We start from the raw sequence: 12,452 nt of genomic DNA, 5'->3' as shown, positions 1-12,452 counted from the left end.
GCTTAAGACCCCTGATCCGCTTCTGTGACGAGGGCCAGCTTCTTGAAACCCGCGCCCGACAGCAGCCCCATCACCTTGGCCACCGTGCCGTAATCCGCCTTCTTGTCGGCGCGGAGATAAATGCGCTCCTCGAGGCCGCCGCGCGCATCCGTGATCGCCTTCAGCTTCGGGATCAGCTCGTTGATGGCGATCTCGGCATCGGCGATGAACACCTTGCCGTTGATGTCGACCGACATCTGGATCGGCTTCTGGTCGCTCTGATCGAGGCTCTTGGCCTGGGTCTGCGGCAGGTCGAGCGGCACGCCCACGGTGAGCAGCGGCGCCGACACCATGAAGATGATGAGCAGCACCAGCATCACGTCGACCATCGGCGTGACGTTGATCTCGGCCATGACCGGCTTGCGCCGGCTGCGACGGCCGCCGCCTCCGGACGAACTGGCTACGTTCATGCCCATGGCTTGATGCCCAATCCCGCCTTCACGCTATACATCCCGTCCGTCAGCCCCGCTCATCGATCTGCCGGGACAGGATGGCTGAAAATTCGTCAGCGAAGCCCTCGAGCCGCTGGGCCTGCCGATTCACCTCGGAGGTGAACTTATTGTAGAAAATAGTGGCAGGTATGGCGGCGATAAGGCCGACGGCGGTCGCAAACAGCGCCTCCGCGATGCCGGGCGCCACCACCGCCAAGGAGGTATTTTTCGACGCCGCGATCGACTGGAAGCTCGACATGATGCCCCAAACCGTGCCGAACAGGCCGACAAAGGGGCCGGCCGAGCCGACGGTCGCGAGCACCAGGAGGCGGCGTTCCAGCCGCTCGACCTCGCGGGCGATCGAGACATTCATGACCTTGTCGATCCGCATCTGGAGGCCGGCGACCGATCGGGCGTGGCTCTCGAAAGAGCGCTTCCATTCGCGCATCGCCGCTACGAAACACGCCGCCATGGAATGGGTCGGCTTGGCCGAGAGCGTGCGATAGAGCTCCTCGATGGACTCGCCGGACCAGAATGCCTGCTCGAACCGGTCCATCGAGCGGCGGGTGCGGGCGTAAAGGAAGATCTTGTCGATCGCGATGGCCCAGACCCAGACCGAGCAGGACAAGAGGCCCAGCATGACGCATTTCACGATCCAGTGAGCCTGCCAGAACAGCGCGATCAGCGACACGTCGGCGGAAGCGGCAACCGGAAGGGCGGACTGAGCCACGTCGGCCGGATTCATCAGCAATATCCTCTCAAGACGACCGTTTTCTGGCGATCGTTACCTATATCCCGCCCCGCAAATGGCGGCCGGTTCCCCAACAGCCGCGCTAGAACCGCCGCGGCGGGCAAGCCTGCTCAAAGCGTTGTCTTTCTGGGGTGCAGGGGCTGGTCCAAAGCCGCCGCCTGCATTCCCTGCCAAGATGTCAAAACTAAGGGCCTCGACGACAGCTCCGGGCGCGATTGTCCATAAGTACCAGTGCCCGGCGATGGTTAATGCCGGGTTACCATGGGCGAATTTGGCTGCGGGAAAGGAAGGTGGCGCCGGGGGATGGGCGTATCTCGGCAGGTACCGACCCGCCAGCGACACCGGCTTTGCCGCTGGGCAGGCGGGTGACGGGGACAAGGATCACCGGTGGCGACACGTCACGCCACCGACGCGGGCTCGGGACAGTTCGCCAGCCGCGCGGGATTGCCGACGGCCGTGCAGCCGCGGGGCACATCCGACGTCAGGACCGTGCCGGCGCCGATCTTGGCTAAATCGCCGATGCTGATGTCGCCGAGAATGGTGGCGCCGGCACCGATATAGACGCGGCGCCCGATGCACGGCGAGCGCGCCGGCAGTTCACCGCGGCGGCCGATGCTCACATTCTGCAGAATGGTGACCTCATCGCCGATCACGACATTGGCGCCGATCACGATGCCCGTGGCGTGGTCGAGGTAGACGGCCGATCCGATCTGAGCGGCGGGATGGATGCTGACCTGCAGGACGTTCGAGGCCTCGTTCTGAAACAGCAGCGCCGCGTCGCGCTGGTCGTGGCGCCAGAGCCAGTGCGAGACGCGCCAGGCTTGCAGCGCGACATAGCCCTTGAAATGCAGCAGCGGCGGCAACAGGCCGGCAATGGCGGGATCGCGGAGCTTGATGGCTTGCAGATCATGGCTGGCCGCCTCGATCAGATCCGGCTGGCCGCGCAAGGCATCACGCGAGAACGCAGCGAAGCGTTCGCGTTCGGCGACGCGGCCGCCAAGACGGCGTCCGATCAGATCGGCAAGCGCAGCGGCGAAATCGGCATGCGCAAGAATCGCACCGGCGATGGCGTTGCCGAAAACCGGATCGGCGGCGGCGGCGCGCTGCGCCTCGTCGCGAAGGTTGCGCCAGAAGCTGTCGCTCGCGGTCATCGCAGCTTGTGCCATCGTCGCTCCCGGTATTTGGATGCTTCCGCGTGTCGAATAGAGGCCGCGCGCGACGCCGCGCCAGCGGCACCGCGCACCATGCCGCAGCCCCCGTGAGGCTACGAGCTTGCATGCGCGGCATCCACGACCATATAGTCCGTCGAAATTTCAAGCCCGCGGTGGTCCGCCATCCGCGGGCTTTTCGTACCCCCTGTTGCCGCCACACGCCCGCTCACCAAGGTCACGCCAAGACATGACGCCCAACGCGCCCGCCGACGACCAGCACGACGACATCATGTACCCCTCCGCCGTGCCGTTCCTGTTGGTCCATCTCGGCTGTGCTGCGGCAATCTGGTCGGGCGTCACGTGGCAGGCCCTCACCATCTGCGCGTCTCTGTATGTGGTGCGCATGTTCGGGGTCACGGCGGGCTACCACCGCTTTTTCTCGCACAAGGCTTATGCGACCAGCCGGGTGTTTCAGTTCATCCTGGCCTTCATCGCGCAAAGTAGTGCGCAGAAGAGCGTGTTGTGGTGGGCGGCCAAGCACCGGCACCATCATCTGCATTCCGACACCGAGCACGACACGCACTCGCCGCGGCATCGCGGCTTCCTGTACAGCCATCTCGGCTGGATCTTTGACCGGCAGCACGACACGACCGACCTCGTGAAGGTCGGCGATCTCGCTGCTTATCCGGAGCTGATGTGGCTGCATCGGCTGGAGCTGCTGCCGGCCGTGACGCTCGCCGCGCTCTGCTTCCTCGTCGCGGGATGGTCGGGTCTCGTCGTCGGCTTCCTGTGGAGCACGGTGCTGGTCTATCACGCGACCTTCTGCATCAATTCGCTCGCCCATGTGCACGGACGCAAGCGCTACGTGACGGGCGACGATTCCCGCAACAACTGGCTGCTGGCATTATTCACCCTCGGCGAGGGCTGGCACAACAATCACCACGCCTACCAGAGCAGCGTGCGACAGGGCTTTTACTGGTGGGAGATCGATCCGACCTATTACGTCCTGAAGGTCCTGTCCTGGTTCGGTGTCGTCTGGAACATGAAGGCGCCGCCCGAGCAGGTGCTGCGCAACGAGCAGCCGCTCGGCGCACGCGTCATCAGACGTGCCGCCCGCGAGCTTGCCGGTCGCTTCGACGCGCACGCGCTGGCGCACGCGATCTCGTCGGCGCTGCACCGGGCCGATCTCGCCCAGCTGCAACTGCCGACGCTGCATGACGTCCTCGATCGCGCCCATGAAGGCGTCGATGCGCTGACGCATCTGCACCTGCCGAAGATTCCGACCCGCGAGGAGTTTCTCGCCGAGGCTCGCGCGATGTTTGCGCGAACGCGATCACTCAACGAGATCGTCGATCACGCCTACGAACACTTCCTGACGTCGGTTCGCGCGCAGCTCGTGACGGTGCGCTGAAGCTCGCGGCCTGGCGCGGGTTCGCTTGCGCAGGGGTCATGGGGCGAGGCCGAGCGCGCAGCCACCCCACAAACCAAACCGCCCGCCTGCGGGGTGCGCAGGCGGGCGGTTCGGGGCCATCAGGACTTTGGGGGCATGCGCCTGAAGGCTTTGCGAGGCATCAGGCCGTTTTTTGGATCAGCCCTGCTGCTGGTCGGCCGGCGGCGGGGTCGGACGCGTCTTGTGCTGGGCCATGAACTGGTCGAACTCTTCCTTGTCCTTGGCGTGGCGCAGACGATCGAGGAAGTTCTTGAACTCGACCTGCTCTTCCTCGAGCCGGCGCAGCGTTTCAGAGCGGTACTCGTCGAAGGCGCGGTTGCCGGAGGATGGCGGGCCGAAACCGAAGCCGAAGCCACGGCGCTCCATGCGGTCGCGCATGCGGTCCATCTTGTACTGCATCCGCTCCATCTTGTTCTGCCAGCGATCCTGGTTGCTCCAGCACGACATTCTTCTGCTCCCGAGTGTGAAAAAGAGAAGGGCTAAACCGATCGGCCACCAGATGATGAAGCCGAGAATGGTCACGGCAATCCAGCCAGGATGCCAGGGCGTATCGAGCATGTGGGGCCGCGCGTACTGTTGCTGTTGGTCGGGGCCGCGCCAGCGATTGACATCAGCGGTGTAGGCCATTTCCCTTCTCCATCACGGCATCAGCGCCGTTGTGAATGTAAATAACATTTACATAGCTAGACCATCCCGCGATTTTGTCAAGCTGGCGGCCTGACACGCCCGCGTGATTATTTGCGTAATTTATTTCGGCCTGCCCCAGGGGCCGCCGGGCGGCACGCCGGAACCGGAGGATGCCTCCGGTGGCACCGGCGGCGGCTCGGCGCTTTTCGCGGGCGGCCGGCGATCGGTCGGGAAGCCGAGGCCGCGCAGATAGATCAGCACCTCGGCCTCGAGCAGCTCGTCCGGCGACATCGGCAGTTTTCGTCGCGCGGCATCGCCACGCGAGAACAGCGAGGCGACGCCGTGCGCCATCGACCAGATGTGCAGCGCCATCATCATGGCCGGCGGCCGCGGCGCGCCGGGCGGCGCAAGCGCGGCCAGGCGCTCGGCTGCAGCGCGAATGACGTTGAAAGCGCGCTCGCTGGCGGCCTGGAGCGCCGGGTTGGCGTCGACCGGCAGGCCCGATTCGAACATCGCGTTATAAAAAGCGGGCTCCTCGCGGGCGAAGGCGAGATAGGCCCGGCCGACGCGTTCGAATGCGGTGACGGTGTCGGGCCGTCCGTCGTCCCAGGCCGCGGTGAGCCGCTGCTCGAACTGCTCGAAGCCGCGCTGGGCGATCGAGGACAACAGCTCGTCGCGGTCGCGAAAATGCCGATAGGGCGCCGCCGCGCTGACGCCGGCCATGCGCGCAGCATCGGCGAAGGTGAAGCCGGCCGCACCTTTCTCGGCGATCAACCCGAGGGCGGCCTGCAACAGCGCTTCCTTCAGGTTGCCGTGGTGATAGCCGCGCTCGGCGCGGCGCTGCTCCTTGCGCCAGCTCATGTGAACGAGCTTTACATGAGCCGGGCAGGAAGGTCACTACCGGCAGCCGGGTTTGGTGAACCCGGACCTCCACGGAACCGACGTTCCGATCGGCCCTAGCCGCCCGGGATCGGCAGCACCGGCATGATCTCGACCCGCTCGCCGGGGAAGATCGCAAAATGCGGGTGGTTCTCGAACATTTTGGCGGCAGCCTCGTGCGAGGCGGCGCGGACGACGGTGAAGGCGCCCATCTCGTTGGCGATGTCTGCGATGCCGTTCGTATCGACCTTCTTGGTCTTGCCGAGCGGACCGCCCATGGCCTGGATCGCGCCTTGGTGTTTCTCGACCCAGCCCTTCCAGGCCGCCATGCCCTCCATCTCCTTGGCGTTGCGCTCTGCGTCGGACATCGCAGTCCACGCCGCCCATTTCGGACTGGTCTTGCTGCCGAGGAAGACGGCGAGATAGGTGTCAGTGCTCATCGGTCGTTTCTCCCTTGTCTACTGCTTCAGATCGTGAAAACCGGCGGCTGCGGCCTGCACGTCAGGCGGAAAGTCGGACATTTCCTGCACCTGGCGGATCTCGATGACCTCGTTGACCGAGGCCGGGCATTTCTTCGCCCAGGCGATCGCCTCCTCGCGCGAGGCGACCTCGATCATCCAATAGCCGCCCAGCACTTCCTTGGATTCCGCGAAGGGGCCATCGGTCACGACAGGTGCGCCGGTGGCGAACGAAACACGGGCGCCCGTCGACGGCGGATGCAGGCCGTCCAACGTGATCAGCACGCCGGCATCCTTCAGCGCCTCGTTGTAGCGCATCATCGCGGCGACGCGTTCGGGATCGAGTTGCACGTCCGCCGGCGCGCTCTCGTAGCCGAGCGGGATCATCAGCATCATGAATCGCATGCGGTTCCTTCCTACGCGGTTGTCCGTCCCCGCGCTCACTTCCAAGACGAACGGGCTTCTGCAAGGCCGACACGGCCGAGAAAATTATTTCGGAGATCATTGCGGCTCACCCGGCGGCGCCCTCTGTCCGACATGAGCGCCTTGCATGGCACCAACGAAACTGTCATGCCGCGCGGGCTCCAGCAAAGGACCGCGCCATGACCCCCTCCCCTGCCAAAGTAGCCCTCATCACCGGTGCCGCACGCGGGATCGGCCTGGCCACGGTGAAGCGCTTCCTCGCCGACGGTTGGCGCGTGGCACTGCTCGATATCGAGGGCGAGCTGCAGACGAGCGCGGCAGCGGCGCTGAAAAATCCTGACAACACGCTGGCGATCACCTGCGACGTGTCAGACGCGGTCGCCGTGGGCGCTGCAATGGCCGCGGTGATGAGCCGCTTCGGCCGGCTCGATGCGCTCGTCAACAATGCCGGCGTCGCCGTGTTCGCGCCCGTGCTGGAGACCAGCGACGCCGACTGGAACAGGATCATGGCGGTCAACCTCACCGGTCCGTTCCTCTGCACCAAGGCCGCAGTGCCCTTGATGCGCGACGGCAATGGCGGCGCGATCGTCAATATCACCTCGATCTCGGCGGTGCGCGCCTCGACGTTGCGCTCGGCCTACGGCACCAGCAAAGCGGGGCTCGCGCACCTCACCAAGCAGCTCGCGGTCGAGCTCGCCTCGCTCAACATCCGCGTCAACGCGGTCGCACCGGGTCCGGTCGACACCGCGATGGCGAAGCAGGTGCACACCAAAGAGATTCGCGCCGACTATCGCGATGCCATCCCGCTCAACCGCTACGGTCTGGAGGAGGAACTCGCCGAAGCGATCTATTTCCTGTGCTCCGACAAGGCGAGCTACATCACCGGTCAAATTTTGGCCGTCGATGGCGGCTTCGATGCTGCGGGTATCGGTCTGCCGACGCTGCGCGGCGAGCGGCGCAACGGGTAGAGCATTGATAGCTGGGTTCGCGATTTCGTGGAGTGCTCGATGCGGCGCGTCACCGTCCTCAAAGCCCTGATGATCGCGGCCGTGCTGATCGCCCCAGCAGGCGCCCACGCCGAGATCCGCATCATCCAAAGCCCCGGCGGACAGGTCGGACCATTCCTCGATCTTTTCGAGAAGGTGCGCGAGAGCGGGGAACGCGTGGTGATCGACGGCCCCTGCCTGTCCGCCTGCACGCTGGTGCTCAGCATCGTGCCGGGCGATCGCATTTGCATGACGAAGCGCGCCGTTCTGGGCTTCCATGCGGCGCGCTCGGTCGACCGGCGCGGACGCTTTTATGCCGAGCCGGAAGCATCCGAAGCCGTGCTTGCAGCCTATCCCGTCCCGGTCCGCGACTGGATCAGCCGCCACGGCGGTCTCACCTCACGGCTGCTCCTGCTGAAGGGGCGCGACCTCGCCGCGATCTACCCGCGCTGTCGATGACAGCTCGACGACAGTCTGCTGGCTCGACATGCTCATACAGGGAGCCGCAGCCGTCACGAACATTGCCGCCAGGACCTGGCGGTTCCCCTAGTAGAAGATGATCTGGATCATCGGCGCGAGCTTCATGCTGGCGCAGATGAGCATTCCCCACAGAGCAAAATTGATTTGTAGCGCCGCTGCCATCGGTCGCTCCCTTCCCCGTCACGCCCGCCCTGATTTGTAGGTTTTGTGAAACAAACTAGCGATTCTGGCACGTAGTTTACAGCCCAATCTTTCGCCAATCGAGGTGCGATGCAGTTCCGCCTCATGTCACGAAGCCGCTCGCACTGCTCTCGGAGAACGGGAGGGAAGGAATCTCCATTCGGCCATGCCGTCGACGTGGATTTCCCTCAAGTGCCGCGTAAGCGTGGAGCCGCAACGTTTTCCGTTTCACACAACAGGTCCGGCATGGCTCGGCACATTATCGTCTTGCTCGGTTTTTGCGCAGCGCTCGCAGGATGTACTGCCGCGCCGGCAGCGGAGCGCCGTCCGATCGCTTGGGACGGGCTCGGCCAGGATCCCAATCGACCCGTTGTCACGAAGCGTCGGCTTGCCAATCATGCTCCGCCGGACAGCGATCCCAATCTGGATCGGCAAAGAGTGCTTTCCACATTGCGTCCCTATTCCGACGCATGGTGGGCCGTCCACGACGAGATCGAAGCCGAGAAGGACAAGCAGCTTGGTTCGAAGCTCGTGATCTGTCCCAGCTGCGTGGCGCAGCCGCCGCGCGAGGACGTGACCGGATCGATCCGCTGACGAGGCCCCCTCTCTCGCGATCTCGGAGAGAGGGGAACATCCTGGTGGATCAGGCGATCGCGCCTGTCACATACCCTCGGCCGGACAGTTCACCATCCAGGGAATGCCGAACTTGTCGACGCACATGCCAAAGCCCTTGGCCCAGAACGTCTTGCTGAAGGGCATGGTGACGGTGCCGCCGTCGGCGAGCGCGTTGAACTTGCGTTGGCCCTCCGCGGGGTCCATGACCGTGAGCGAGATCGAAAAGCCCTGCGGCTTATGATAGTGCTCAGGCGGCGTGTCGGAGGCCATCAGCACGGCGCCGCCTGGCAACGTCATCCGCGCATGCATGATGGTCTTCTCGCGGCCGGGGGGCCCTGGGGGCATATCCGATGGCGGCGTATCCGAGAGGCGCATCATGGCGTCGATCGTGCCGCCGAGGACCTTGGCGTAATAGTTGAACGCTGCTTCGCAGGTGTCCTGATAGAACAGATAAGCACTGAGCATCGTCTCTCTCCTTCTTCTCTTCGCTAACCGTTTCCCGGCAGTTCTTCCGGCGCCCGCCGGCGCTACTTCTCGGTGAGCTTCTTCAGGCCGGCGAGGCCAATCTCAAAATCCTTGCCGATCATGCTGTCCATGTCGAAGAACACCTGCATCACCTTGGATATGAAGGGAGCCGGACCGGACATCGCCCATGTGACCAGCGTGCCATCGCCTTGCGGCACAAAAGTGAACTCTGCGGTGTTATGGCCTTCAAAGGGCCGTTCGAAGTCGAGCTTGATGCGCAGTTTCGACGACGGGTTCGCCTCGATGATCTCCATATGGCCGGCGCCGACATCGTTGTTGCCGTCCCATGCATAGGTCGCGCCCTTCCCGGCTGCCGCTCCGCCGTAGCTGCGCTTCATCGCGGGATCGCGATTCTCATAGGGCGACCAGCCCGTCCAGAAGTGGAAATCGGAGACAAGCGGATAGATCGCGCCGGCCGGCGCCTTCAGCGCGAGCGAGCGCTCGACACGGAACGTGTCGGGTTTCGTCAACGCGACGGCGAGGACGCCCGCGATCCCGACCGCGATCACGACAGCGATGATGGTAATGGCTCTCAGCATGAATGGCTCCCTTGATACGGGAATAAGACGAAGGGGATTGGCGCGCGCCGACATGTGACCGAACGAAATTTTCGGCTGTCACTTCGCTTTCGTACCCTGCCGGGCACTGCCAACCTTCGGCTGGCTGTCCCGGATCAGGCGATCGATGTGCATGCGGATATGGGCGGCTTCGGCCGAAGTGTTGGCAAGCGCGATGGCCCGGTCGAACGCGACGCGCGCTTCGTCGTTGCGGCCAAGCTGCATCAGGAAGGCGCCGCGCACGCCGAAAAAATGGAAATAATTGGCGAGCTTCGGCGCCAGCGGCTCGATCAGGTCGAGCGCGGCCTGTGGTCCGCGCACCTTGGCGACCGCGACTGCGCGGTTGAGCGTCACCACCGGCGACGGCTGCACCACCTCGAGCGCGCCGTAGAGGAGATCGATCTGGGTCCAGTCGGTCTCATCAGGCGTCGCCGCCCGCGCGTGAAGCGCAGCGATCGCGGCCTGGATCTGGTAGGGACCGCTGCGACGATGGCGCATCGCCTTGTCGATCAACGCCAACCCCTCCGCGATCATGGTGCGATTCCACAGCGAGCGGTCCTGGTCGTCCAGCAGGATCAGCGAACCATCGGCGGCAATGCGCGCGGCGCTGCGGGCGTGCTGCAGCAGGATCAGCGCCGTCAGCCCCATGATCTCCGGCTCGCTCTGGAACAAGCGCAACAACAACCGCGCCAGCCGGATCGCCTCCTCGCAGAGCGGCTTCCTGATCTCGGCGGTATCGCCGCTCGCCGAATAGCCCTCGTTGAAGATCAGGTAGATCATCGCGGCGACGCCGGCGAGCCGCTCCGAGCGTTCGATCGCGCCGGGCGCCTCGAACGGCGTCCCGGCTTGGGCGACCTTGGCCTTGGCGCGGGTGATGCGCTGCTCCATCGCGGCCTCCGAAACCAGGAAGGCGCGCGCGATCTGCTTCACCGTCAGACCCGAGACGATGCGCAGCGCCAGCGCGATCTGCTGGGTCGCCGGCAATTGCGGATGGCAGCAGATGAACATCAACCGCAAGATGTCGTCGCGGTAGTGCGAGCCGTCGAGCCGCTCGGCAAGCGCGCCTTCGGCGTCGTCGATATCCGAAATCGCCTGATCGTCCTCCGGCAACGGCTGCTGCTTGCGACTGCGGCGCACCTCATCGATCGCGACGTTGCGGCCGACCATGATCAGCCAGGCCGCGGGATCGCGCGGCGGCCCGTTCTGCGGCCAGGTTTTCAGCGCGCGCAGGCACGCGTTCTGGAACGCTTCCTCAGCCGTGTCGAGATCACGGAAATAGCGCAGCAGCGCGCCGACCGCCTGGGGACGCGCCGAGGTCAGGGCGGTCTCGATCCAGGCGGTGTCAGTGTCGCTCACGCCGAGATTCCTCCGGGCCTGAACACGCCGACCGGGCGCACCTCATAGGCGCCGCCGGGATTGGCGGCGCCGAGGTCGCGCGCCACGTCGAGCGCATCGTCCAAATTCTTGCAGTCGACGATGTAGAAGCCGAGCAGCTGCTCCTTGGTCTCGGCATAGGGGCCGTCGAGCACCAGCGGCGGGTCTTCCTTGCGCAGCGTCGCCGCCGCAGTGGTCGGCAGCAACCGTGCCACCGGGCCGAGGCGCCCCTGCCGGGTAAGCTTGTCCTGCACCACGGCGAGCTTCTTCATCACGGCCTCGTCCTGGTCCTTGCTCCAGGAGCCGACGAAGTCCTCGTCATGATAGCAAAGGATCGCATAAAGCATGGGCAGCACCTTCCTGAACGCTTGTTTTGAAGACGATCCACTATGCCCCGTCCCGACAGGGCTGCGGAAAAAATCTGCGAGAAAATTCCGTCGGATCGTGCCAAGGAGGGGCACCAATAGCGGAACCTTATGAGGCACTTCGAATGACCGCAGGTACACTGGCCGTCCTGATCAACAGCATGCAGCAGAACTGGTCGCCAGAGCGCTGGAAGGCGCGGTTCGATGCGGTCTGCGGCGGTCGCCCCGTGGCACTGCTGCCCGATGCCTCGCTCGATCCGGCCGACGTGCACTATGCCGCCGTGTGGAAGCCGGCACCCGGTGATCTCAAGACGTTCCCGAACCTGCGCGCGATCTTCAATCTGGGGGCCGGCGTCGACGCGCTGATGACGGACAACAGTCTGCCCGACGTGCCGCTGGTGCGCGTCGCGGTGCCTGATCTCACCAACCGCATGACCGAATATGTCGTGCTGCATGTGCTGATGCACCACCGTCAGGAGTTGTATTTGCGCGACTCCCAGCGCGCGAAGCGGTGGGAGCCGCTGTACCAATGGCCGGCGAGCGCCGTTACGGTGGGCGTAATGGGCCTGGGTACGTTGGGTGCTGATGCCGCCGATGTGCTGCGGCGGCTCGGCTTCCGCGTTGCCGGCTGGAGCCGCAGCCCGCGGACCATCCCGGGTGTCGAGTGCTTCCATGGCAGCGCCGGAATCGATGCCTTCCTGCACACGACCGACATCCTGGTGTCGCTGCTGCCGTTGACGCCGGATACGCAAGGCATTCTCAACCGAGAGGTCTTCACCAAGCTCAACCGCAAGAGCCCGCTCGGCGCGCCCGTCCTAATCAATGCCGGCCGCGGCGGCTTGCAGAACGAGGCCGACATCCTGGCCTGCCTCGACGACGGCACGCTGGGCGCCGCCTCGCTGGACGTCTTCGTGCAGGAACCGCAGCCGGCGAACAGCCGGTTCTGGACCCACCCCAAGGTGGTGCTGACGCCGCACAACGCCGCCGACACCGATGCGGACGCAATCTCGGCCTATGTCGCCGAGCAGATCGCAAGGTTCGAGGCGGGTGGAGCACTGGAGAATGTGGTGGATCGCGGCAGGGGGTATTAAGGCCTGCGCTTGTCCGTTCACCGTCTCTTAGCGAGAAGTTGATAGGCGTTGTTAATCAACGCTCAACGAA

The 12,452-nt window shown here is 64.7% G+C and carries 16 protein-coding genes; 5 read left to right on the top strand and 11 right to left on the bottom strand.

What is annotated here, in order from left to right:
* Nucleotides 1–2 precede the first annotated feature (2 nt).
* From tolR to BM222_RS05155, 3 genes are all read right to left on the bottom strand, one after another.
* Nucleotides 3–455 (bottom strand): protein TolR, encoded by a 453-nt coding sequence (gene tolR, locus BM222_RS05165; RefSeq protein ID WP_092227175.1) that lies wholly within the window; start codon nt 453–455, stop codon nt 3–5.
* A gap of 43 nt (nt 456–498) precedes the next feature.
* The gene (gene tolQ, locus BM222_RS05160) at nt 499–1,215 is read right to left on the bottom strand and encodes a protein TolQ (protein ID WP_027532430.1); all 717 of its coding nucleotides are present in this window, start codon (nt 1,213–1,215) and stop codon (nt 499–501) included.
* 404 nt (nt 1,216–1,619) lie between these two features.
* Entirely contained in the window at nt 1,620–2,387 is a 768-nt protein-coding gene (locus BM222_RS05155) for a serine acetyltransferase domain-containing protein (RefSeq protein ID WP_092227174.1), read from the bottom strand.
* A gap of 232 nt (nt 2,388–2,619) precedes the next feature.
* Between BM222_RS05155 and BM222_RS05150 the strand changes: the two genes are divergently transcribed.
* A complete protein-coding gene (locus BM222_RS05150; protein WP_092227173.1) occupies nt 2,620–3,783 on the top strand; it encodes an acyl-CoA desaturase in 1,164 nt (387 codons plus the stop codon).
* 177 nt (nt 3,784–3,960) lie between these two features.
* Here BM222_RS05150 and BM222_RS05145 read toward each other — a convergent pair whose 3' ends face one another.
* From BM222_RS05145 to BM222_RS05130, 4 genes are all read right to left on the bottom strand, one after another.
* Nucleotides 3,961–4,449 carry a DUF2852 domain-containing protein gene (locus BM222_RS05145; protein ID WP_092227172.1) on the bottom strand — a complete coding sequence of 163 codons (489 nt, stop codon included), beginning with the start codon at nt 4,447–4,449 and terminating at the stop codon, nt 3,961–3,963.
* Nucleotides 4,450–4,569: 120 nt separating this feature from the next.
* The gene (locus tag BM222_RS05140) at nt 4,570–5,310 is read right to left on the bottom strand and encodes a TetR/AcrR family transcriptional regulator (protein ID WP_092227171.1); all 741 of its coding nucleotides are present in this window, start codon (nt 5,308–5,310) and stop codon (nt 4,570–4,572) included.
* 95 nt (nt 5,311–5,405) lie between these two features.
* Nucleotides 5,406–5,768, bottom strand: a complete 363-nt coding sequence (locus BM222_RS05135; protein ID WP_092227170.1) for a hypothetical protein — start codon at nt 5,766–5,768, stop codon at nt 5,406–5,408.
* Nucleotides 5,769–5,786: 18 nt separating this feature from the next.
* A complete protein-coding gene (locus tag BM222_RS05130) occupies nt 5,787–6,191 on the bottom strand; it encodes a YciI family protein (protein ID WP_092227169.1) in 405 nt (134 codons plus the stop codon).
* Between the two features lie 197 nt (nt 6,192–6,388).
* Here BM222_RS05130 and BM222_RS05125 point away from each other — a divergent pair, with 197 nt between their 5' ends.
* The 3 genes from BM222_RS05125 to BM222_RS41900 all read left to right on the top strand — a co-directional run bounded on the left by BM222_RS05125 (nt 6,389) and on the right by BM222_RS41900 (nt 8,449).
* Nucleotides 6,389–7,177 carry an SDR family NAD(P)-dependent oxidoreductase gene (locus tag BM222_RS05125; protein WP_092227168.1) on the top strand — a complete coding sequence of 263 codons (789 nt, stop codon included), beginning with the start codon at nt 6,389–6,391 and terminating at the stop codon, nt 7,175–7,177.
* A 39-nt stretch (nt 7,178–7,216) separates the two neighbouring features.
* Entirely contained in the window at nt 7,217–7,654 is a 438-nt protein-coding gene (locus BM222_RS05120) for a S49 family peptidase domain-containing protein (RefSeq protein WP_092227167.1), read from the top strand.
* Between the two features lie 639 nt (nt 7,655–8,293).
* Nucleotides 8,294–8,449 carry a hypothetical protein gene (locus BM222_RS41900; RefSeq protein WP_244547011.1) on the top strand — a complete coding sequence of 52 codons (156 nt, stop codon included), beginning with the start codon at nt 8,294–8,296 and terminating at the stop codon, nt 8,447–8,449.
* A gap of 66 nt (nt 8,450–8,515) precedes the next feature.
* Here BM222_RS41900 and BM222_RS05110 read toward each other — a convergent pair whose 3' ends face one another.
* The 4 genes from BM222_RS05110 to BM222_RS05095 all read right to left on the bottom strand — a co-directional run bounded on the left by BM222_RS05110 (nt 8,516) and on the right by BM222_RS05095 (nt 11,273).
* Entirely contained in the window at nt 8,516–8,935 is a 420-nt protein-coding gene (locus tag BM222_RS05110) for a VOC family protein (protein WP_092227165.1), read from the bottom strand.
* A 62-nt stretch (nt 8,936–8,997) separates the two neighbouring features.
* Nucleotides 8,998–9,534, bottom strand: a complete 537-nt coding sequence (locus BM222_RS05105; protein WP_092227164.1) for an SRPBCC family protein — start codon at nt 9,532–9,534, stop codon at nt 8,998–9,000.
* A gap of 78 nt (nt 9,535–9,612) precedes the next feature.
* Nucleotides 9,613–10,908: an RNA polymerase sigma factor gene (locus BM222_RS05100; protein WP_092227163.1), complete on the bottom strand. Its 1,296-nt coding sequence runs from the start codon at nt 10,906–10,908 to the stop codon at nt 9,613–9,615.
* Nucleotides 10,905–11,273: a YciI family protein gene (locus tag BM222_RS05095; protein WP_092227162.1), complete on the bottom strand. Its 369-nt coding sequence runs from the start codon at nt 11,271–11,273 to the stop codon at nt 10,905–10,907. The genes BM222_RS05100 and BM222_RS05095 overlap by 4 nt, the downstream gene beginning before the upstream one ends.
* Nucleotides 11,274–11,416: 143 nt before the next feature.
* Here BM222_RS05095 and BM222_RS05090 point away from each other — a divergent pair, with 143 nt between their 5' ends.
* Nucleotides 11,417–12,382: a 2-hydroxyacid dehydrogenase gene (locus BM222_RS05090; RefSeq protein ID WP_092227161.1), complete on the top strand. Its 966-nt coding sequence runs from the start codon at nt 11,417–11,419 to the stop codon at nt 12,380–12,382.
* Nucleotides 12,383–12,452 lie beyond the last annotated feature (70 nt).

The organism is Bradyrhizobium sp. Gha, assembly GCF_900113735.1.
Taxonomy (GTDB): domain Bacteria; phylum Pseudomonadota; class Alphaproteobacteria; order Rhizobiales; family Xanthobacteraceae; genus Bradyrhizobium.
Note: the sequence above shows the minus strand (reverse complement) of the source record. Positions and strands in the feature narration are given on the sequence as shown.

Excerpts from the sequence above, each read along its gene's own strand:
- BM222_RS05145 (WP_092227172.1), bottom strand. The coding sequence starts at position 4,449 with ATGGCCTACACCGCTGATGTCAATCGCTGGCGCGGCCCCGACCAACAG.
- tolQ (WP_027532430.1), bottom strand. The coding sequence starts at position 1,215 with ATGAATCCGGCCGACGTGGCTCAGTCCGCCCTTCCGGTTGCCGCTTCC.
- BM222_RS05110 (WP_092227165.1), bottom strand. The coding sequence starts at position 8,935 with ATGCTCAGTGCTTATCTGTTCTATCAGGACACCTGCGAAGCAGCGTTC.
- BM222_RS05140 (WP_092227171.1), bottom strand. The coding sequence starts at position 5,310 with ATGAGCTGGCGCAAGGAGCAGCGCCGCGCCGAGCGCGGCTATCACCAC.
- BM222_RS05105 (WP_092227164.1), bottom strand. The coding sequence starts at position 9,534 with ATGCTGAGAGCCATTACCATCATCGCTGTCGTGATCGCGGTCGGGATC.
- BM222_RS05090 (WP_092227161.1), top strand. The coding sequence starts at position 11,417 with ATGACCGCAGGTACACTGGCCGTCCTGATCAACAGCATGCAGCAGAAC.
- BM222_RS05150 (WP_092227173.1), top strand. The coding sequence starts at position 2,620 with ATGACGCCCAACGCGCCCGCCGACGACCAGCACGACGACATCATGTAC.
- BM222_RS05120 (WP_092227167.1), top strand. The coding sequence starts at position 7,217 with ATGCGGCGCGTCACCGTCCTCAAAGCCCTGATGATCGCGGCCGTGCTG.
- tolR (WP_092227175.1), bottom strand. The coding sequence starts at position 455 with ATGGGCATGAACGTAGCCAGTTCGTCCGGAGGCGGCGGCCGTCGCAGC.
- BM222_RS05135 (WP_092227170.1), bottom strand. The coding sequence starts at position 5,768 with ATGAGCACTGACACCTATCTCGCCGTCTTCCTCGGCAGCAAGACCAGT.
- BM222_RS05155 (WP_092227174.1), bottom strand. The coding sequence starts at position 2,387 with ATGGCACAAGCTGCGATGACCGCGAGCGACAGCTTCTGGCGCAACCTT.
- BM222_RS05130 (WP_092227169.1), bottom strand. The coding sequence starts at position 6,191 with ATGCGATTCATGATGCTGATGATCCCGCTCGGCTACGAGAGCGCGCCG.
- BM222_RS05125 (WP_092227168.1), top strand. The coding sequence starts at position 6,389 with ATGACCCCCTCCCCTGCCAAAGTAGCCCTCATCACCGGTGCCGCACGC.
- BM222_RS05095 (WP_092227162.1), bottom strand. The coding sequence starts at position 11,273 with ATGCTTTATGCGATCCTTTGCTATCATGACGAGGACTTCGTCGGCTCC.